Origin of the sequence: Streptococcus henryi DSM 19005 (assembly GCF_000376985.1) — a bacterium.
GTDB lineage: Bacteria > Bacillota > Bacilli > Lactobacillales > Streptococcaceae > Streptococcus > Streptococcus henryi.
This window is the reverse complement of record NZ_AQYA01000037.1, coordinates 360,339-380,331: the sequence shown is the minus strand read 5'-3', so window position 1 is coordinate 380,331 and position 19,993 is coordinate 360,339. Positions and strand designations below refer to the sequence as shown.

The following is a 19,993-nucleotide window of genomic DNA, read 5'->3' as shown; positions in this document are numbered from 1 at the left end:
TTCTCCTTAAGATTTTTTGAATTGGTATAGTCAAATAAGACTTTACCAAAGTCAACAAAAACAGTATATAACTTTATCTTTTTATTGTCAACAACAAAATTGGTATAGTCAGTTTTCCTAGAATATTGAAAAAGCATAAACGACTTATCTTTGAATAAAACAAATCTTCAGAGTTTAAGAGAATTCCCTTTAGTCAAACAAATTAAAAAAGACAAACCCCAATAAGAGTTCATCTTCATAAAAGTATTTCTATTCCACATCAGTAAAACCAAAATTACTCAAAGGTAGGATTCTAAATGTTACAACTCCTCTAATTTGAGATTTCTTAATTAAACCAAATTTTCGGCTGTCATTTGTATTTCGTCGATCATCATTTAGAACAAGATACTCATTCTTAGGTATCGTATCTTCTTTTCCATCTGTAAGAGTCTCAATAGTGAAATCATCAGTAAAGAGAGAGCCAGCCGGAGCTTCTGCTAAATAGTTATTCTTGACAGATTCAATATATTCCTGAGGCTCTACAATCTCATCTAAATAGAAAATATCATCCATGTAAGTGACTGCCTCACCCTCACTTGCAATGATACGACTGATGTAAAAAATACCATCAACTTCATAGACAATGAAGTCTTTATATTTAGGCTGGCGATTTCTATTAACTAAAACAACATCATTGTTTCTCAAATATTGATTGGCTGCATCTTCATGTACACGAAAAGTTGAGAAGATAAAAATTCTTAACAAAACAACCGTCAAGATAGCCAATAATGCTAAAATTATATTTCTTATAAAATCACGTTTTACCATAACATCTCCAATTCTATACTATATCAGTATACCATTTTTTAGAGAATAAAAAAAGACAAGGTTTAAGAAACTTCGGTCTTCAAATGTACAAAACTATAACAAAACATTTACAGAAAATATAATCGTCCCATCTATGCTCCAAAATACAAAAAAGACCTATCAATCAAGAAAGATTCCTTGAAATGATAGGCTTTTTAATTACAAATTATTTTACAGTGCGGATACGCATTGTGTTTGTACCACCTGAACCAACTGGTACACCAGCAACGATAACAATGTTATCACCTGATTCTACTAATCCTGATTCAAGAGCTACTCGTTCTGCAACTTCAAACATATCGTCTGTTGAAGCAGGTTTTTCAGTAACCACTGGAATAACACCCCAGTTAATCATAAGTGATTTTTGAGTTTTCTCATCAAATGTTACTGCCAAGATGTCAGCATCTGGACGGTATTTAGAAATAAGACGAGCTGTGTTACCAGATTCTGTAAGAGCAACAACAAGTTTGATATCCATTGATTTAGTTGCATCTTTAACTGCTGAAGCAACAACATCAGTCTTAGTTGAACGTGAGAAGTTATCAGAGTTCAAACGACCATATTCGTTAAGAAGTGTTTGAGCATTCTTATCGATTGTAGCCATTGCACGAACTGATTCAACTGGGTATTTACCATTAGCTGACTCACCTGAAAGCATTGTAGCATCAGTACCGTCGATAACAGCGTTAAATACGTCAGATACTTCTGAACGAGTTGCACGTGGTTTTTCAGTCATTGTTTCAAGCATGTTAGTTGCTGTGATAACTGCTTTACCAGCTGCATTAACTTTAGTGATGATCATTTTTTGGTAAACTGGAACCATTTCAAATGGAACTTCGATACCCATGTCACCACGAGCGATCATGATACCATCAGCTGCTTCGATGATTTCATCGATGTTATCGATACCTTGTTGGTTCTCAATTTTAGCGAACAATTTAACGTGTCCGTTACCAGTTTCTTCACAGATAGCACGAACTTCGTTAACGTCTTTAGCAGTACGTACAAATGAGATAGCGATGAAGTTAAGACCTTGTTCAAGACCGAAGCGGATGTCAGCGTTATCACGTTCTGCAAGTGCTGGGAAAGGAATTTTAGTGTAAGGAATGTTTACACCTTTTTGTTTAGCAATGATACCATCGTTTTCAACTTCAACAACAAATTCACGTTTTTCAGCATCTTTTTCGATAACGCGAAGTCCAAGTTTACCATCATCGATAAGAACTTGTTTACCAACTTCAACATCATCAAAGACGTCAAGAGAACCGGCAACGTTCAAAGCAATTACGTCGCGAGTTGATTGGATACCTTGTTTTGTAGCAACGCGGATAACTTCACCTGTTTTGTATGAATATTCTTTTGCATCATCTGCAAACAATTCAGTACGCATTTCAGGACCTTTAGTGTCAAGAAGGAAACCAACTTTTTGACCAGCGATTTCTTCTGCACGACGTACAGTAGCCATACGAGCACCTTGCTCAGCGTGATCACCGTGTGAGAAGTTGAAACGGAAAACGTTAGCGCCTTCTGTGATCAACTCAGCGATTTTCTTAGCTGATGCTTCAACATCAAGGCTTTCACCCCAATAACCATCATCACCGAATTTTTTACCACCACGGAATTCTACCGCAGGACCAAGTGTTGCAACGATTTTTACGCGTTTATGCATTTTATAAAAACTCCCTTTATTTTTTGTCGATTAACGACATGATTACAAAATTAATTAATGAACCGACCAATTAGTGAGCAATGTCACGATTCAATTGAGCCAAATCAAGACGTGCTTTGTGTGGGTTGTTGACGATGATTTTTCCTTCATCTGACAATGAGAACAAGGCACCTTCTTCAGCTGTTCCAAGAATTGGGCTTTCTACAAGTTGCTCGTTGTGGATACCAACTGCAAGACCACCACGTCCTTCTTTCAGAAGTTCAACAGCATGTGCACCCATCCATGATGCAAGTACACGGTCACGAGGTGTCGGTGCACCACCGCGAAGAATGTGTCCAAGGTTAGTTGCACGAAGGTCGCTAGTATCACCAGCTTCTTTCATCAATTCAACAAATTTTTCTGCGTGCATAACACCTTCAGCCAATACGATGATATGACGGTGTTTACCTTTTTTCTCATATCCTTCACGAACTTTACGAACAACTTCGTTAATATCGTATTCTTCTTCAGGAATGATGATTTGATCAGCACCTGCAGCAATACCTGCCCAAAGAGCAATATCACCAGCGTTACGACCCATTACTTCAACTACGAATGTACGGCCATGACTGAATGATGTGTCACGGATTTTATCCAAGGCATCAGTTGCAGTATTGATAGCTGTATCAAAACCGATTGTGTAATCTGTACCAGCAATATCGTTATCGATTGTACCAGGTACACCAACAGCTGGGAAGCCGTGTTCAGTCAAACGCATAGCACCATGATAAGAACCGTCACCACCAACAACTACGACACCTTCGATGCCCTTAGCTTTAAGTTGTTCGATTCCTTTCAATTGACCTTCAAGTGTTGCAAATTCTGGGTAACGAGCAGATTGAAGGAAAGTACCACCGAATGAGAGGGTATTTGATACTGCTTTAGCATCAAGTGGGAAGATATCTCCCTCTACCATACCGGCGTAACCACGGTTAATACCGTAAGCTTCCATCCCTTCTGAAATTGCTTTACGAACGACTGCACGAACTGCAGCGTTCATACCAGGAGCGTCGCCGCCACTAGTTAAAACAGCAATACGTTTCATTATACTATACTCCTTATTATTAATCTAACGTTTTTATTATAGCATATTCATTTGTAAAATGCTTCACTTTGTTATTTATTTTTAGCGAAAAACCGTTTTCAAGACATATTCTTGTAATTTTTTTAGTAATTCTGGTGTCTTATCTACTGTGATGTTTTTAAGCTGAATGGTTTGCTTTGAGTCTTGATAGTGTAGGACTACTCCAAAATTCCCAGGATATTGAGATAAAATCTCAGAAATTTCTCGATCGTTTTGATGACTCTCTAGTAGCAACCATAGTCGTTCTGTGGTGACTTCTTGAACTTGATTTAAGACCATTTGAAGCCTTCCTTCTCTATTTTGAATTTTCCCAGTTAAGTAATAATATCCACCTTCAGTCAACGACTCACGATATTTGGAAAAAGTTTCAGGAAAAATGGTAACATCAAATTTTTTCTTTGTATCTGTAACGTTAAGGAAAGCCATCTGCTGTCCAGACTTGGTCCGAATCACGCGCATGCCAGTTAGCTGAACTAGAATCTTAGCCTGCAGATTCTCCTCTAAACTGTCTAAAGGAATAAAATCTTGACTAGCCTGCTTTGCTATTTCCAATAGAGGATGGGGACTAAGACCAACTCCTAGAAGTTCTTGCTCCATCTGATATTTCTCAATTGATGTGTAATCCGGACTATCAACCCAATTATAAGAAGAATCCGCAAAGAGACTACCCAACTCATTGACAAAAATAAGCAGATTCTCCAAATTTGATTCGATTTTCCGACGATTTTTATCAAAGTTATCAAAAGCACCGATTTGTATAAGAGGAGCTACGAGGTCAGCCTTTTGGTAATTCTTAGGTAATCGTGTTAGAAAATCTTCGACATGCTGGAATGGACGATTTTCAATAATCCATAATGCCATGTCACGAGGAAGAGATTTAATATTCCTTAACCCTAGATAAATTTTACCTTTGTCAATCTTGTCATTGTAGGGAACCGTATTGATATCCACCTTTTGAACCTCAAAATCAGACTCTAAAGCATCGGTGATGTAATCAGCGCTAGAATAATTGAGTATAATATCGTAGAAGACATTAGGGTAATGAGCTTTAAAATAAGCCAATTGAAAGGCTAGGGCTGAGTAGGCGAAGGCATGGCTTCGGTTAAAACCATATCCTGCAAATTTTGCCATGCGCCCAAAGATATCTTTGGCTGTTTCTAAAGGATGCCCAAGAGCTTGCGCACCAGATAAAAATTCTGCTTCCATTTTTTGCATCTCTACTGCATTCTTCTTAGACATGGCTCGTCGCAGCAAATCGGCTTTGCCAAGTGTAAACCCTGCATAAATCTGTGCAATCTGCATAACCTGCTCCTGATAGAGCATGATACCATAAGTCGGTTCCAGAATTTCTGCAATGACTGGATCAATCAAGTCTACTGCTTCTTTTCCAAAACGACGACGAATATAATTCTCCGTATAATCACTAGCTCCCGGTCTGTTAAGACTTGTTGTAGCAACAATATCTTCAAATTTTTCTGGCTTTATGCGTTTTAGAAGGTTAATAGCTCCGGTTTGTTCAAATTGGAAAATACCCTTGGTTTTACCAGCAGCAAAGAGAGCTAAGGTATCTTTATCTTCTAAATCAATAGCCTTAATATCAATAGTAATTCTGTAATCCTTTGCAACTTTTTCTTGCATCTTTTGCACAAAGGTTAAATTGCGGAGCCCGAGAAAATCCATTTTGAGCAGACCATTTGCTTCAACTGCTCCTGCATCATATTGGGTAATCATCATATCATCCCCTGCTTTTAGAGGAATATGATTGGTCAAGTCATCATCACTCATAACGACACCAGCAGCATGAATTGAAGTCTGACGTGGATTCCCTTCAATTCTCTTAGCAATTTCAAAAGCTCGTTGATATTCTATTTTAGAATTAATGATTTGACGAAAGGCTAGATTATTTTCGAAGACACTAGCCAGATTATCACGAAAACCTATCTTACGGGTGATATTGGTTAACTCGAACTCAGGTGCGCCAAAACGCTTAAAGACATCACGAATAGCCTGCTTAGCACCAAAGGTTGAAAAGGTCACAATTTGCGCTGAATGCATGCTCCCATAGCGATTTCGGACGTAATGCAAGAACTCACTACGATAAATGTCTGGCAAGTCAATATCAATATCTGGCATGCTATAACGTTCCTCATTAAGGAAGCGCTCAAAGAGCAAATTGTTTTTAACAGGATCTATTCCAGTAATATCTAAGGCAAACGAAACTAAACTTCCTGCCGCAGAACCTCGACCCATCCCCATATAGTAACCTCGACTTCGTCCAAAACGGAGCAGGTCCCATACAATTAGGAAGTAATCATCAAAGCCCATCTTATGGATGACATCTAGCTCATGAGCTAGTCGTTCTTGATATACAGGCAACCAGAGTTTTTTATTTTTTAATCCCTCTTTGGTCCTCTCTGCTAATTCTTCTACTGCCGGTCTCTGACGATTAAAACGCGGAAGTTTTAGTTCTGTATTAAAGTGATAGTCTATGTCTGCAACTAATTTTTCAAGATTTTGAATCGCCTCTGGAAATTTTTCTTGAAACCCACGTGTCACAACATCACAAGAAAGAAAATTTTGATTTCCTTCAACCGCAGGCACATCCTTTAAAGGGAGGTTGTCACGGATGGCATGGAGCATATGTAGAGTTTCAGTCTCATCCATGTCATAGTATCTAACAGTCTTTATTGGAATAATTGGTCTTGGATATTCTTTTTGAGGTGCATCAATCGTGACTCCAAGATAATAATCGAATGGTATCGAAAAACTATCTAGAACCTCGCTATACGGTACGATGACTGCAATATCAGATAAATAAGAAGTTAACTCAGTTAATGGTATGCCATTTGTTAATTGACGACTAGATATCTTCATCAACTGTTGATATCCCTTGGTATTTAGGGCTATCAGATAGAGACATAACTGGCGATTGTCTTCAGATAAGTAATTAAGCTCCAGCCCAACTACTGGTTTTATTCCATTTTGTTGTGCTTCTTTAATAAAATGGAAGGCAGCATATAGATTGTCTTTATCCATGATACCAATTGTCTCATAACCTAAAGACTTGGCTTGGCTGACATAGCCCTTTAAGTCTATCAGACTATCCATGAATGAATAAACTGTTTTAGTATCTAATTGTGCAAACATGACTCCTCCTTCTTGAATCTAATACTAATACTCATTATACTATGAAATTGAAAACTATGCTTATTTTGTAGATAATTTAAAATTATACCGCCTCATAATCTATAAAATAGTTTCAATTATAAAATAAAATGTTCAATTCCTTGACATTTTCATGATATTTTTGTACCATTAAAGCAGTACAAAGCTTATAAATTATTAAATAGAAAGGGGCACCGTATGTCCTGGAAATTTGACGAAAAATCGCCGATTTATGCACAAATTGCACAACATATTAAAATGCAAATCATTAGCCAAGATATTAAAAGCGGTGAGCAACTCCCTACAGTTCGTGAACTTGCTGAAATTGCTGGTGTGAATCCAAACACCATGCAACGTGCCTTTTCTGAATTAGAACGTGAAGGAATGGTTTATGCCCAACGAACTTCTGGTCGATTTGTAACTGACGATAAAGAACTCATCGTTCAAAAACGGAATGAGTTGGCAGAATTAGAACTTAAAAACTTTGTTGATAACATGACCAGAATTGGCTTTAGTATCAAAGAAATTCTTTCTGTTCTAAACACCTATATCACGGAGGAAAAACTAGGATGACACCATTACTTCAACTTCACCACCTTTCTAAATCCTATAAAAAACAAGTAGCCATTGATGACATAAGCCTAGCTCTTCCTGCTGGTAAAATCATCGGCCTCCTTGGTTCAAATGGGAGTGGAAAAACAACTCTAATAAAATTGATTAACGGTCTTTTACAACCAGATAAAGGTGATGTTGTTATTAACGGTTATCGACCATCAATTGAGACTAAGAAAATTATTTCATACCTACCTGATACAACTTATCTAAGAGAAGGTATGAAAATCAAAGATATGCTTGATCTCTTTGATGACTTTTACGAAGATTTTTCACGCGAAAAGGCTGAAAACCTCCTTAAAGATCTTCATTTAGATGACAATGATATGCTCAAAAACTTGTCTAAAGGAAATAAAGAAAAAGTCCAATTGGTTTTAGTCATGGCAAGAAAAGCTAAACTATATATTCTTGATGAACCAATTGGCGGTGTTGATCCCGCAGCTCGTGATTATATCTTAAAAACAATCATTAACAATTATTCTGAGGACGCTTCTGTCATCATTTCAACACACCTCATTTCAGATATTGAGCCTATTCTGGATGAAGTTATTTTCCTGAAAGAAGGAAAAATCATCTTACAAGGAAATGCCGATGATATTCGAGAAGAATATGGTAAGTCAATTGACTCTGTTTTTCGTGAAAAGTATAACGGATAGGGGGAGAGCATGTTTTCTAAATTATTAAAATATGAATTAAAATTTGTAGGTAAATGGTATTTTGCCCTTAATACTGGCTTGTTGCTAATTGCTGCACTTTTAGGATTTGTCATTAAATCATTAGATACAAATCCACAAAGTATGAACGAAATTATTCCTTTCTTCCTTTTCCTAATTCTCGGAGCTTTAATTGCTAGCTCTTGGCTTGCAACCATTACCATTATCGTTAAACGATTCTATAGCCATATCTTTGGTCGCGAAGGATATTTGACACTCACATTGCCAGTTTCTATCCATCAAATTATCATTTCTAAGTTATTAGTATCTGTACTTTGGAGTATTTTTAATACATTAGTCATTTTAATTTCTATCGGACTTCTCTTTTTACCGAGTGTCGGAATTAAGGAGACATTGATTTTTCTTCCTTCGATTAATGATGTATTACCCTTTAATAACTTGCTTCTACTAATTTTCTATACATTTATGTCAAATATTAGCGGAAACCTCTTAATATATTTTGCTTTGTCAATTGGTCAATTGTTCTCTGATCACAGAATTTTAATGAGTTTTGTTGCTTACTTTAGCATTATTATTGCTTTAATATTGTTTACAACACCTTTGTTAGAGAAATTCATACCTTACGATGATCTATTTTCTACTCCATTCTTCATTTATTACATCCTAGCATTTATTATTGAATCTTCAATATTCTATTTTGGGACGGCATACATTATCAAGAACAAATTAAATCTACAATAATTTTTAAAGTCATCTTAAAGGATGGCTTTTTATGTGGTCTCTTTCTGAAAAAAACAGCCACAAAAAAAATAGAACAAAGTTGATTGAAACAACTCTGTTCTATGAAAGGATTGACTTAATAATGTCACCACCAAAAATCCAAAGATAACTATAGCCAATGATTGACAAAGGCTTTGCAATTAACAAGATAACAACAAATCTTTTTAAACTCATATTTGTTAATCCTGTTACCATAACCATAACATCCGCAGGTGATATTGGGGAAGCCATGCAAAAAATAAAGAATCTCTCGTATCCGGGTGTATCTAACTTTCTTTCATAGCGATAAAATGTTTCTTCTTTAACAAAGAGTAATATGAATTTTTTCCCAAAAATTCGTACCAGCAAAAATAGAATAACGCTTCCAAGAAGTATTCCTAAATAGTTATAGATAAAGCCCTGCCATGTTCCAAAGATCAAAAAACCTGCTACTGTTGTAACTCCACCAGGAATAATGGGGAAAACAACTTGAATAATCTGGATAAGGATAAAAATAAAGGGACCCCAGAATCTATAATAATTTACAAAATCTTTTAATGCATTACTATCATTTAATATACCTAGTCGGTAGAGCCAAAACACTAAAATTCCTGTGGCAATAAGAGCCGCGAAACCAATGATTTGAATCACCTTTTGCCAAAAAAGATAGCGCTTGGACAATTTCATTTTCATAAGTCAATCATATCATATCTGTTATTTTTTTGCTATTTAGAAGGTTATTTGTTATAATATTTGAGGTGAGTTTCTCACATCATATTGACTTGGGGTCGTTACGGATTCGACAGGCATTATGAGGCATATTTTGCGACTCGTGTGGCGACGTAAACGCTCAGTTAAATATAACTGCAAAAAATACAAACTCTTACGCTTTAGCTGCCTAAAAACCAGCGAGCGTGACTTTTGCTGAATTGCTTGTGTTTAGTTAGAAGTCTTATTATTAGCAAGCTACGTTTGATTATTGTCTAGCTAATCAAAAAGAGATTCATAGGCTCGCTTTAGCAAGGCTTGAGTTATGTGTCGTGCTAAAGTTAAATCAAATACATAACCTATGGTTGTAGACAAATATGTTGGCAGGTGTTTGGACGTGGGTTCGACTCCCACCGGCTCCATTGACTTTATAGCTTCCTAAACTTCATGTTTGGGAAGTTTTTATTTTTAGGAATATGAAAGCCTATCCAATTTTATACTATTTTTCCAAACTTTATTACACTGCATATTTAAAAAAAGTTTTTTAAAATATCAAATTTCATTATATTATTGCCCCTTTTACTGGTAAGAACATGACCAAGTTGCAGTGTTTGTGGTATAATAATGAAAAAATCAATGAAAGTTTCAGAGGGAAATTCTTGTGAAAAAAAGTCTCTATTTACTTACCTTAGCCTTAGTATCGTTTAGTCTCGCTGGCTGTAATGAAAATAAAAAAGAATCAAAATCTTCTGAAGCAGATACAAATTTACTCACTTCTACCTCTTCAACTACTGAAGCTGCACATCAAGATGTTAGACTCAAATTTAATAATATCAAGGTAGCAACTGTTGCAAATGAATTCAAAGGTGGAACTAGCTTAGCAGATTTAAAAGAATTGTTTGGAGAACCAAGTACACACGAACAAAGTCCTGCCGGTGATGTTACTCTCGATTTATACACTTGGCAATTTGATTCAGTAACTGTCAGTGTACACCTCTTTGAGGACAGTACGATTGCTCGGGCCATTTCTAATTTTGCCTTTAATCGAAAAACACGCATTGATAAATCACTTTACAATACTGTGGAGGAAGGAATCAGCTTCCGTAAGGCAATCGAGATTCTGGGTGAACCAGATGACTTCTCTGAAGCAAATTCTACAGATACTGAAAGTCTACAAGCTATTTGGGTCAGCGGAACAAAATCAGAAGAAAATGTTATGGCAAACGTTACACTAACCTTCGAAAAAGATGCTCTTGTGAACAAAACACAATCAGGTTTGATAGATTAATAGATTTACATAATATAAAATGAGCTTGCTAAATTGATAAGCTCATTTTATTTTTTATAAATAGGAAAGTTTTATTTTACAGTTGTCAAAAGATAAGCTCCTGCACTAACAGTCTCATCTTGAGTCATCAAAATATCAACATAATCATCAGAATTCGTAACAATCACTGGTGAGATGATTGGCAATCCTGCTTCTTTGATTGCATCAATATCAAACGAAATCAATTTTTGTCCTGCGGCAACTTTATCACCTGCTTTGACAAATGTTTCAAAGCCTTTGCCATCCAATGATACAGTATCCATACCAATATGAATGAGAAGCTCTGCTCCATTTTCCGTACGAAGACCAATTGCATGTCCAGTAGGGAATACTAATGTAACTTCTGCATTTGTTGGAGCTGTAACAACACCGTCAGTTGGATCTACTGCGATTCCTTTGCCCATTGCACCAGAAGCAAAAACTTCATCAGGTACATCAACTAAATCAACGACTTTCCCTGTTAGTGGACTTGCAAGAATCTCTTGTTTAATTTCTTTTAATTCTGGAACTACTTCTTTTGTTACTTCGTTGGCTTTATCATCACTTGGTTGACCATAAAGGTATGGTACTGGTGCAACCATCTGAATAGCAAATGAAGCAACAATTGCAGCTATGGTAAAGATAATACCAATCCACATTGGTCCCATTCCTTCAGTTGGACTAACCCAAGCTGGGAATTGGAAGATACCCATTGCACCGAAAGCATACATTTTTATCTTGAAGATTGAGAGTCCTGCACCAATTACTGCCGATACCGCACATGAAATGTAGAATGGAATTTTCATTGGGAGAGTAACCCCATAGATAGCTGGTTCAGTGACACCAAAGATTGATGAAATGAAGGCAGGCATTGCAATTGATTTAACTTTTTCTTCCTTAGTTTTCAACATAATTGCAAGAAGAACACCTGTTTGTGTAAAGTTTGGTAGAGCTGCTGCCAATAAGATATCTGTCCATCCATTTTGAGAGAATTGCAGAATAGCCAACGGTACAAGTGCCCAGTGAAGACCAAACATAACAAGTACTTGCCAAAGAGCACCAAGTAGGGCTCCATAGAGAATTGGGCTTACATTCATCAAGGTTGTGAAGCCATTTGATAGAAGATCAGAAGCAATATTAGCAACTGGGCCAACTACCAAGAATGTCAATGGCACTGTCACCATAATGACAACAAATGGAACAACAAAGACTTTTACAACATCTGGAGTAATTTTCTTCATCCATTTTTCAATTAATGATGCAACCCATACCGCCAAAATAACAGGCATTACCGTTGAAAGGTAACTTCCTGAGGAAGGTAGTTCAAATGGAATTCCAAAGACTTGATTTAATTTTGCTTCCGCTAAGCCAGAAACTGTGGTTGCTAAGTCTGGGTAAACAAGTGCTGCTGCAATCGCCGCCGCTGTAAATTCATTCATTCTAAATTTACGTGCTGAAGTAAAAGCAATCATAATAGGAAGATATTGGAAGAAACCATCTCCGGCAGCATTTAAGATAGCATAAAGAGCATTATTATCAGATGTCCAACCAAGTGTTACACCTAAAATAGCAACTACACCTTTTACAATACCGGCTGCAGACAATGGACCGAGATAAGGTTGGAAAATACCAGAAATTAAGTCAACAAAGCGATCAAAGAGATTCCCTTTTGGTCCATCCCCTTCATCAATATCTAAACTTCCTGCACCTGTTAATCCTGAAACATTTAAAAATTCAGCATAAACGTCAGGAACATGATTACCAATAACAACTTGGTATTGTCCTCCAGCCTTAACAACTGTTACAACACCATCACGTTTTGTAAGATAATCTGTGTCAGCTTTTCCCTCATCTCTCAATTGAAAACGAAGACGAGTCACACAGTGTTTAACAGAGATAATATTATCTTTGCCACCAACATGATCTAAAATATCTGTAACTAATTCGGTATACTTATTAGCCATTAGTTTCTCCTTTGTAAATTGAAAAGTCAGCTAATACAGATTGATCAAGTCTACATCAGCATATCTTGTCTGGTATTAATAAGCCACTTGATGACTATCTCAGTGGTTATTAAAATGTGAGATCTCATGCTCATTACTAGAAAAAAGAAAAACCTAAACAAATACCAAATAGACCAAAGAAAATAACATGGCTTATACCACACTTCTTCTGACATATTTCGTATTTATTTAGGTTTTGCCTGCTTACCAGTAACAATCCTTACAAAAGATATAATAGCAGACTTCATTATATATTGCAAGCGCTTTTATAAACTTTTTTAAAAAAGTTTATAAAAGTTTGGAAAGTAATCTAAATCTCAAAAAAATATCTCTTTAATTTTTATCAACTTACAAATAAATATAAGACGATAAAAATTAAAGAGATACTGTTTAAAAAATTTTTGTATTTTGCATATTTAGTTTATACAAACTAGACTTTTACTTGCTATTTTCCAATCGCTGAATATGTATAGTCAAATAGACCTGTTCATCACGGCTCATTGGAAAATCAAAGCTTGTTTCAACATAATTTTTGATACGTTCTGTGCAGATAAATGCTTCAGGATAATTAAGCTTAACCTGCTCATATAAAAAGCTATCATTTTTCCCTTGAACTGTACCATTTAAAACACGCTGAACAAAGTATCTGACATGTGTTACGAATCGATTATAACTGATAGAATCCTCATCGAATGACTGACCAAAATAAAGACGAACAATATCTAAAATATCTGCAACTGTCTTAGACATTTGATAGTTTTTCTCAATCATTCCAGCATCTTTTTCAGCATTGATAAAATGCAGAGCGATTGAAGCAATTTCATCATCTGGCAGGCGAATACCGATCTTTTCAGCAATCAGGTCAATAGATCCACACGCTACTTGAAATTCTTTAGGAAAGAATTTGCGAACTTCCCATCCAAGTGGATTTTCCATTGTCAAATTATCCCTGAGGCGGGTAAAGGCAAAATGTAAATGATCTGCCAAGGCGACATAAAGTGAACTTTCAAATTCTATCTCTAAAACTTCCTGAGCATGACCAATAATATCTAAAACGACTTCGCTTTCCTCAGATGAAAGTTCTACATAAACTCTAGATAAATCATCTGCTGAGCTATCATTCTCTAGGATAAATTTTTTCTCAATGAGAGAGTAATCTAGCTCTTCGCCCGCCTTTTTTTGAAAACCTAGTCCCTTTCCCATAACAATGAGTTCTTCACCTTTATCTCCACGTGCCTGAACGACATTATTATTGTAGACTTTATCAATTTTCATTGTCCGCCTCCTAGAATATGCTAAAAAATATCCCAAATACGTCACAGAGCCTTCATATTGGTTATCTGCCAACATATTTAGGTATTTCTTGCCAACAATAGCTAGCTATCGTTATTAAATTGTATCAAAAGTCAAAGTAAATTTAAAGAGTCTTTTGATGAATTTTTACTTGAAAATCTTTTAAAGACTAATTTATCTAATACAATAAAGAGCTCTATAGAAAAAGTTCTTGTACTTTTCCAATATCTGACTCATTAACTACAAGAAAAATCGTATCACCTGAGTGCAGGCGAGTATTCCCTGAGACCACTTCTGCTTCTTGATTGTGTATCTGAGTTGTAATCAAAACATTCTTTGGCAAAGTTAAATCTCGAACCAATTTTCCTGCTAATTTTTCAGTCACTATAAATTCAAGTAAGGTTGGTTTAAGTGCCTTTTTCTTATTGTCTTTAGTCATTTTAGCCAGCATAGCTTCGTAAATTGGTTCACCTTTTAGAAGGTCCATCATTAAATAGGCAACTAGTGTTACAATTCCAATAGTCATTAATTGACCTAAATCTCCAACCATCTCTGTTACTAAAATCATTGCCGTCAGCGGAGCTTTTGATATAGCACCAAAATACCCAGCCATCCCTAAAACAATAAATAAAGGAAGGCTTTGAGCATTGAGCAACTGCATATTTTCAAAAAACAAACCAAATGCCAAGCCAGCAAGTGACCCCAAGGTTAGAATCGGAAGAAAAATTCCACCAGGTAGCCCACTTCCATAAGAAATCATACTCCAGATAAAGCGAATAATTAAATAAATGACAACCGTAGCCAGTGTCGGAGTAGAGATACTCAATGAATTGATGACACTGTTACCTCCACCAAGCAATTGTGGGTAAAAATACGCTACTGGAAGTGTTAATAATACAGCAAAAATTCCATAAAAATAAGATGGAACATGAAATAGTTTTCCTAAGAAATCGTAGAAAACGTTAATATTCAAAATGACTTTTTCATAAATATATCCCATAATTCCAAGAAAAATACCAAGCAATAAGAAGATCCAGTATTGACTTAGTGGTAAATAAGGTAAATCCCCAGACATGGCAAGTACTGGCGTCAATCCAAAAATATGTAGTGAAATATAATTAGCCACTAGACTGGCAACAAGTGCTGTTACCCAAACTAGATGAGAAAAATGATGGTAAACTTCTTCCACAACAAATAAGAGGCCTGCAATTGGGGCATTAAAAGCTGCAGAGAGCCCTGCTGCCGCCCCACTTGCTATTAAGACCCGTTTTTCAATTCCACAAGCTTTTAAAAAATGTGCTATTCCCTTTGCAGACATAGCTCCTAACTGAATACTCGGACCTTCACGCCCGAGCATTAAGCCCATTGAAATGGATAAAACGCCACCAATAAATTTTTTCCAAAGGATACTCCACCAATTTGTTTCTAAATCACCTTTTAATTCGCCTTCGACATGAGGAATGCCTGATCCTTTGATATCTTTATCTGATTTTACCAACAGTCCAATAAAAACAACAATTATGACACTACAAATCCCAATTGGTAGAAGATAAATCGGTTGGTCCTGAGCAATTTGATAATAATAACTAACTTTCTCAAATATTTTTTCAATCAGTAATCTAAATAAACTGACAACACAACCTGAAACAATACCGACAAGAACCCCTCGCCAAGCAAGTGCAAGAACATTATGTCGGCTAAAATTAAATTCTTCTTGATGATTATTCATAATACCCCCTTATTAAAACATTGACGAATATCACCTAACACTCAAAGAAAAACAAAATCAGCCCCCACAGATCAAGGAAGACATACCTGAAAGTAGACGAAAATACTTAAGCAAGTATCTTTTTGATTTTCAAAACCAATAACACATAAGAGCCTAGAACTGCCTCCTACATTCTCTCAACTAACATTGTACCAAATCTCCCAAAAAGATTCGAGGGCTTTTCCAAATTGATCTGATTAACAAAAAAAGAAGACAGAGTGTCCTCTTTTCTGAAATAAGATTTCTCTTATTTTCGATACATTTTAAATTGTAGATAAAGATCGTTATAGATACCCAACCATTTTTCGCCAAGATTATCATAAACTTCTAAGTTTTCGATAGTTTCCTGAGATGGATAAAAGGCAGGGTCATTTTTGACGTCATCAGGTAAAAGTTCTTTTGCAACCTCATTTGGTGTTGAGTAACCTATATACTCTGCATTTTGTGCTGCATTTTCAGGTTCTAACATAAAGTTAAAGAAGGCATAGACTTCTTCTTCATGTTTAACTGTTTTGGGAATGACAAGATTATCAAACCAAAGATTAGAACCTTCACTTGGAACCACATAATGAAGGTCTTCGTTTGAATCAAGCATTTCACTAGCTTCACCAGAGAAGGTAACTCCGATGGCTGCATCACCTTGAATCATATAGCCCTTCATTTCATCCCCGACAATTGCCTTAATATTGGGCGTTAAATCGTGCAATTTGAGTTCAACCTCTTGGAGTTGTTCCAATTTTTTACTATTGAGACTATAACCTAGTGTATTCAAACCAAATCCCATAACCTCACGGGCGCCATCAACCAGCATAATATCATTACGATATTCCTCTCGCCAAAGGTCAATCCAATGTTCTGGTGCTTGTTCAACCATTGTCTCATTATAAACAATACCAACGGTTCCCCAGAAATAAGGGATTGAGTATTCATTATCAGGGTCAAAACTCAAACCAAGAAATTCTTCTCCGATATTTTCCATGCCTTTAAGCTTTGATTTATCAAGTTTGACCAAAAGATCTTCTTTAATCATCTTATCGATCATATAGTCAGACGGAACAGCAATATCATAGGTTGTCCCGCCTTGTTTGATTTTGGTGTACATGGCTTCGTTGGAATCAAAGGTATCATACTGAACTTCAATACCTGTCTCAGCTGTAAATTTTTTGAGAAGATCCGGGTCAATATAATCACCCCAGTTATAAATAACTAATTTGTCCGATTGACTTCCTGAACTCGAACGCTTCTGCATATAGACAGAAGTTCCTGCAAGGATAAGGATGATAGCCACAATCCCTGCTATAAATGAATAAAGTCTACGCATGCTTGTCCCCCTTCTCATTTGAAATGAAATAATAGCCAATCACAAGCAAAATGCTAAAGAGAAAGACGATTGTTGAGAGGGCATTGATTTCAAGTGAAATCCCTTGACGAGCGCGTGAGTAGATTTCAACCGATAGGGTTGAAAAACCATTTCCTGTTACAAAGAAAGTCACGGCAAAGTCGTCCAAAGAATAAGTGAAGGCCATAAAGAAGCCTGAGATAATTCCCGGTGTCAAATAAGGAAGCATGACTTCGCGCAGCATTTGCCTTCTAGTAGCTCCCAAGTCAAAGGCTGCATTGATCATATCCTCATTCATTTCCTTCAATCTTGGAAGGACCATTAGCACTACAATTGGGATTGAAAAAGCAATATGACTTAGAAGAACTGAGACTGTTCCTAGTTGGAAGCCCAACATCGTGAATAAAATCAAGAAACTAGCACCAATCATAACGTCCGGTGAAACCAAAAGAACATTATTGAGAGATAAGAGTGTGTTTTGAAATTTTGGTTTCATTTGATGGACAAAGATTGTGCCGAAAGTCCCGATTGCGGTTGCCAAAAGAGCACTCAGAAAGGCTAAGAAGAAGGTTTGAACCAAAATCAACATGAGTCGGCTATCTTCAAACATTTCCTGATAGTGCTCAAGTGTGAAACCTGTAAAACCATTCATGTCTCCTCCAGCATTGAAGGAGAAGAAAATCAAATAAGCTATCGGAACATAGAGAACAACAAAGACTAAAAGAAGATATAAGTTTGCTAATTTTTTCATTTACGTCTCTCCTTTGTAAGCCACATCGTTGCCAGCATAGCCATAATTAGGATAACTCCAATTGTTGACCCCATTCCCCAGTTTTGAGTGGTTAGGAAATGTTGTTCAATAGCCGTACCAAGTGTAATCACCCTGTTTCCTCCAATCAAACGTGTCAGCATAAAGAGACTGAGACTAGGAATAAAAACAGACTGGACACCACTTCTTACACCATTGAGAGAAAGTGGAAAGATAACTTTGGTAAAGGTTTGACTGTCTGATGCTCCCAAGTCTCGACTGGCATTGATTAAATTATCATCAATGTCATCCAGGGCATTGAAAATTGGTAAAAGCATGAAGGGAATTTCAATATAAGATGCCACAAAGATAAATGAAAAATCAGTAAAGAGGATTTGTTTTGGACCAATTCCTACAAAAGTTAGAAAAGCATTGATACCACCTTGCTGACCAAAAATCCCCATAAAGGCGTAAGCTTTTAACAAAAGATTAACCCAAGTCGGTAGGATAACCAACATCAAAAGAAGTTGCTTATGTTTTAGCTTGGTCAAAAGGTAGGCAGCTGGATAACTAATGATTAATGTCACCAAAGTAATAATCCCAGCATAGAAAATGGAATTGAGACTCATACGCAAATAGGTCCATGAACCAAAAAAGGTTGCGTAGTTAGCCAAAGTAAGATTTCCTTGAATGTCAAAGAATGACTTGTAAAGCAAGAGGACTAAGGGTGCTATTACAAAAAGGCCTATCCAAAGAAGGTAGGGAACAGCAAAGGCATTAGAGGTTTTCTTCATTACGCTCCTCCTCAATGGCATTAATCAAGCCATCTTCATGCTCTTCAACTTCCACATACTCTTCAATACGGGCATCAAACTCTTCTTCAGTTTCATTAAGACGCATAATATGGATATCTTCAGGTGTAAAATCTAGTCCAATAACTTCACCTTCGATAGCCTTGCGAGTTGAATGAATCATCCATTCATTACCAAGTTCATCGTATGCGATGATTTCATAATGCACACCGCGGAAGAGTTGCGTATCCACCTTAACCTGAAGTTTTCCTTCTTCTGGCAAAGTGATTTGCAAGTCCTCTGGACGAATAACAATTTCGACTGACTCATTAGGACGCATACCACCATCAACAGCTTCAAAACGTTTGCCATTGAACTCCACCAAGTAGTCTTCAATCATTTTTCCAGGAAGGATATTCGATTCACCGATAAAGGTTGCAACAAAATGGTTGATTGGTTCATCGTAGATGTCAACAGGCGTTCCTGACTGAACTATTTCGCCTTCGTTCATGACGAAAATCCAATCTGACATAGCCAAGGCTTCTTCCTGATCATGTGTGACAAAAACAAAGGTAATTCCTAGGCGTTGTTGCAACTCACGCAATTCATACTGCATTTCAGTTCGAAGTTTCAAATCCAATGCAGACAAAGGTTCATCCAGAAGAACAACTCTTGGTTGATTAATGATTGCACGCGCAATCGCAACACGCTGACGTTGTCCACCAGATAATTTTTGAATAGGGCGATTCTCAAAACCTTCCAATTGAACCATTTTCAATGCCTCTTTGACACGACGTTCAATTTCACTCTTCTCAACTTTTTTGAGTTTTAAAGCGAAAGCTACATTTTCAAAAACGTTCATATGAGGAAAGAGTGCATAGTTTTGGAAAACGGTATGGACATCACGCTTATTAGTTGGGACATCATTGATACGTTTCCCATCCAAGAATACATCACCTGATGTTGCATCCAGGAGACCAGCGATAATATTCAAAATAGTTGATTTACCACTACCTGATGCTCCAAGAAGTGTGTAAAACTTCCCTTCTTCAAGCTCAAGATTGATATCTTTTAACACCACAGTGTTACTATCTTCAAAGACCTTTGACACGTTTTTAAACGTAATAATTGGATTAGTCAATTCTCATAAAACCTCTTTTTTTCTTATCCTAAGAAATTTCTTCCTCGA

General features: G+C 36.5%; 16 protein-coding genes and 1 other RNA gene. 5 read left to right on the top strand and 12 right to left on the bottom strand.

Translation table 11 applies throughout. The annotated features are described in order from the left end of the window. Window positions 1–249 precede the first annotated feature (249 nt). The 4 genes from lepB to F601_RS0111815 form a co-directional block, all read right to left on the bottom strand. The gene (gene lepB / locus F601_RS0111830) at window positions 250–807 is read right to left on the bottom strand and encodes a signal peptidase I (RefSeq protein WP_018165895.1); all 558 of its coding nucleotides are present in this window, start codon (window positions 805–807) and stop codon (window positions 250–252) included. 205 nt (window positions 808–1,012) lie between these two features. After that, window positions 1,013–2,515, bottom strand: coding sequence for a pyruvate kinase (pyk, locus tag F601_RS0111825; RefSeq protein ID WP_018165894.1), 1,503 nt, complete (start codon window positions 2,513–2,515; stop codon window positions 1,013–1,015). 70 nt (window positions 2,516–2,585) lie between these two features. After that, complete coding sequence (gene pfkA / locus F601_RS0111820; protein WP_018165893.1) at window positions 2,586–3,599, bottom strand: 6-phosphofructokinase; 1,014 nt, start codon at window positions 3,597–3,599, stop codon at window positions 2,586–2,588. Between the two features lie 81 nt (window positions 3,600–3,680). Then, window positions 3,681–6,785, bottom strand: coding sequence for a DNA polymerase III subunit alpha (locus tag F601_RS0111815; RefSeq protein WP_018165892.1), 3,105 nt, complete (start codon window positions 6,783–6,785; stop codon window positions 3,681–3,683). A gap of 216 nt (window positions 6,786–7,001) precedes the next feature. Between F601_RS0111815 and F601_RS0111810 the strand changes: the two genes are divergently transcribed. The 3 genes from F601_RS0111810 to F601_RS0111800 are packed head-to-tail and all read left to right on the top strand — an operon-like array spanning window position 7,002 to window position 8,830. Further along, on the top strand, window positions 7,002–7,376 hold the full coding sequence (locus F601_RS0111810) for a GntR family transcriptional regulator (protein WP_018165891.1): 375 nt from the start codon (window positions 7,002–7,004) through the stop codon (window positions 7,374–7,376). After that, window positions 7,373–8,071: an ABC transporter ATP-binding protein gene (locus tag F601_RS0111805; RefSeq protein ID WP_018165890.1), complete on the top strand. Its 699-nt coding sequence runs from the start codon at window positions 7,373–7,375 to the stop codon at window positions 8,069–8,071. The genes F601_RS0111810 and F601_RS0111805 overlap by 4 nt, the downstream gene beginning before the upstream one ends. Before the next feature lie 9 nt (window positions 8,072–8,080). Then, window positions 8,081–8,830, top strand: coding sequence for a hypothetical protein (locus tag F601_RS0111800; protein WP_018165889.1), 750 nt, complete (start codon window positions 8,081–8,083; stop codon window positions 8,828–8,830). A gap of 99 nt (window positions 8,831–8,929) precedes the next feature. On the opposite strand, the gene F601_RS0111795 is transcribed toward F601_RS0111800, so the two are convergent. Beyond that, window positions 8,930–9,541, bottom strand: coding sequence for a TVP38/TMEM64 family protein (locus F601_RS0111795; protein ID WP_026183218.1), 612 nt, complete (start codon window positions 9,539–9,541; stop codon window positions 8,930–8,932). Window positions 9,542–9,632: 91 nt separating this feature from the next. Here F601_RS0111795 and ssrA point away from each other — a divergent pair. Continuing rightward, window positions 9,633–9,981: a transfer-messenger RNA gene (gene ssrA, locus F601_RS12980) on the top strand. Between the two features lie 236 nt (window positions 9,982–10,217). Further along, window positions 10,218–10,844: a DUF3862 domain-containing protein gene (locus F601_RS0111790; RefSeq protein ID WP_018165887.1), complete on the top strand. Its 627-nt coding sequence runs from the start codon at window positions 10,218–10,220 to the stop codon at window positions 10,842–10,844. Between the two features lie 71 nt (window positions 10,845–10,915). Here F601_RS0111790 and F601_RS0111785 read toward each other — a convergent pair whose 3' ends face one another. The 7 genes from F601_RS0111785 to F601_RS0111755 all read right to left on the bottom strand — a co-directional run bounded on the left by F601_RS0111785 (window position 10,916) and on the right by F601_RS0111755 (window position 19,945). Beyond that, window positions 10,916–12,826 carry a beta-glucoside-specific PTS transporter subunit IIABC gene (locus F601_RS0111785; RefSeq protein WP_018165886.1) on the bottom strand — a complete coding sequence of 637 codons (1,911 nt, stop codon included), beginning with the start codon at window positions 12,824–12,826 and terminating at the stop codon, window positions 10,916–10,918. 477 nt (window positions 12,827–13,303) lie between these two features. Further along, window positions 13,304–14,140, bottom strand: coding sequence for a BglG family transcription antiterminator LicT (licT, locus tag F601_RS0111780; RefSeq protein ID WP_018165885.1), 837 nt, complete (start codon window positions 14,138–14,140; stop codon window positions 13,304–13,306). A gap of 214 nt (window positions 14,141–14,354) precedes the next feature. After that, complete coding sequence (locus F601_RS0111775) at window positions 14,355–15,887, bottom strand: ClC family H(+)/Cl(-) exchange transporter (RefSeq protein ID WP_018165884.1); 1,533 nt, start codon at window positions 15,885–15,887, stop codon at window positions 14,355–14,357. 286 nt (window positions 15,888–16,173) lie between these two features. Then, entirely contained in the window at window positions 16,174–17,247 is a 1,074-nt protein-coding gene (locus F601_RS0111770) for an ABC transporter substrate-binding protein (protein WP_018165883.1), read from the bottom strand. Beyond that, window positions 17,240–18,016: an ABC transporter permease gene (locus F601_RS0111765; protein WP_018165882.1), complete on the bottom strand. Its 777-nt coding sequence runs from the start codon at window positions 18,014–18,016 to the stop codon at window positions 17,240–17,242. The genes F601_RS0111770 and F601_RS0111765 overlap by 8 nt, the downstream gene beginning before the upstream one ends. Further along, the gene (locus F601_RS0111760) at window positions 18,013–18,807 is read right to left on the bottom strand and encodes an ABC transporter permease (protein ID WP_018165881.1); all 795 of its coding nucleotides are present in this window, start codon (window positions 18,805–18,807) and stop codon (window positions 18,013–18,015) included. Before F601_RS0111760 ends, F601_RS0111765 begins: the two co-directional genes overlap by 4 nt. Next, window positions 18,791–19,945 carry an ABC transporter ATP-binding protein gene (locus F601_RS0111755; protein ID WP_026183217.1) on the bottom strand — a complete coding sequence of 385 codons (1,155 nt, stop codon included), beginning with the start codon at window positions 19,943–19,945 and terminating at the stop codon, window positions 18,791–18,793. The genes F601_RS0111760 and F601_RS0111755 overlap by 17 nt, the downstream gene beginning before the upstream one ends. Window positions 19,946–19,993: the final 48 nt, after the last annotated feature.

What these genes read in the sequence shown, in the direction of transcription:
- lepB (WP_018165895.1), bottom strand. Translation starts at nt 807, where the DNA reads ATGGTAAAACGTGATTTTATAAGAAATATAATTTTAGCATTATTGGCT.
- pyk (WP_018165894.1), bottom strand. Translation starts at nt 2,515, where the DNA reads ATGCATAAACGCGTAAAAATCGTTGCAACACTTGGTCCTGCGGTAGAA.
- pfkA (WP_018165893.1), bottom strand. Translation starts at nt 3,599, where the DNA reads ATGAAACGTATTGCTGTTTTAACTAGTGGCGGCGACGCTCCTGGTATG.
- F601_RS0111815 (WP_018165892.1), bottom strand. Translation starts at nt 6,785, where the DNA reads ATGTTTGCACAATTAGATACTAAAACAGTTTATTCATTCATGGATAGT.
- F601_RS0111810 (WP_018165891.1), top strand. Translation starts at nt 7,002, where the DNA reads ATGTCCTGGAAATTTGACGAAAAATCGCCGATTTATGCACAAATTGCA.
- F601_RS0111805 (WP_018165890.1), top strand. Translation starts at nt 7,373, where the DNA reads ATGACACCATTACTTCAACTTCACCACCTTTCTAAATCCTATAAAAAA.
- F601_RS0111800 (WP_018165889.1), top strand. Translation starts at nt 8,081, where the DNA reads ATGTTTTCTAAATTATTAAAATATGAATTAAAATTTGTAGGTAAATGG.
- F601_RS0111795 (WP_026183218.1), bottom strand. Translation starts at nt 9,541, where the DNA reads ATGAAAATGAAATTGTCCAAGCGCTATCTTTTTTGGCAAAAGGTGATT.
- F601_RS0111785 (WP_018165886.1), bottom strand. Translation starts at nt 12,826, where the DNA reads ATGGCTAATAAGTATACCGAATTAGTTACAGATATTTTAGATCATGTT.
- licT (WP_018165885.1), bottom strand. Translation starts at nt 14,140, where the DNA reads ATGAAAATTGATAAAGTCTACAATAATAATGTCGTTCAGGCACGTGGA.
- F601_RS0111775 (WP_018165884.1), bottom strand. Translation starts at nt 15,887, where the DNA reads ATGAATAATCATCAAGAAGAATTTAATTTTAGCCGACATAATGTTCTT.
- F601_RS0111770 (WP_018165883.1), bottom strand. Translation starts at nt 17,247, where the DNA reads ATGCGTAGACTTTATTCATTTATAGCAGGGATTGTGGCTATCATCCTT.
- F601_RS0111765 (WP_018165882.1), bottom strand. Translation starts at nt 18,016, where the DNA reads ATGAAAAAATTAGCAAACTTATATCTTCTTTTAGTCTTTGTTGTTCTC.
- F601_RS0111760 (WP_018165881.1), bottom strand. Translation starts at nt 18,807, where the DNA reads ATGAAGAAAACCTCTAATGCCTTTGCTGTTCCCTACCTTCTTTGGATA.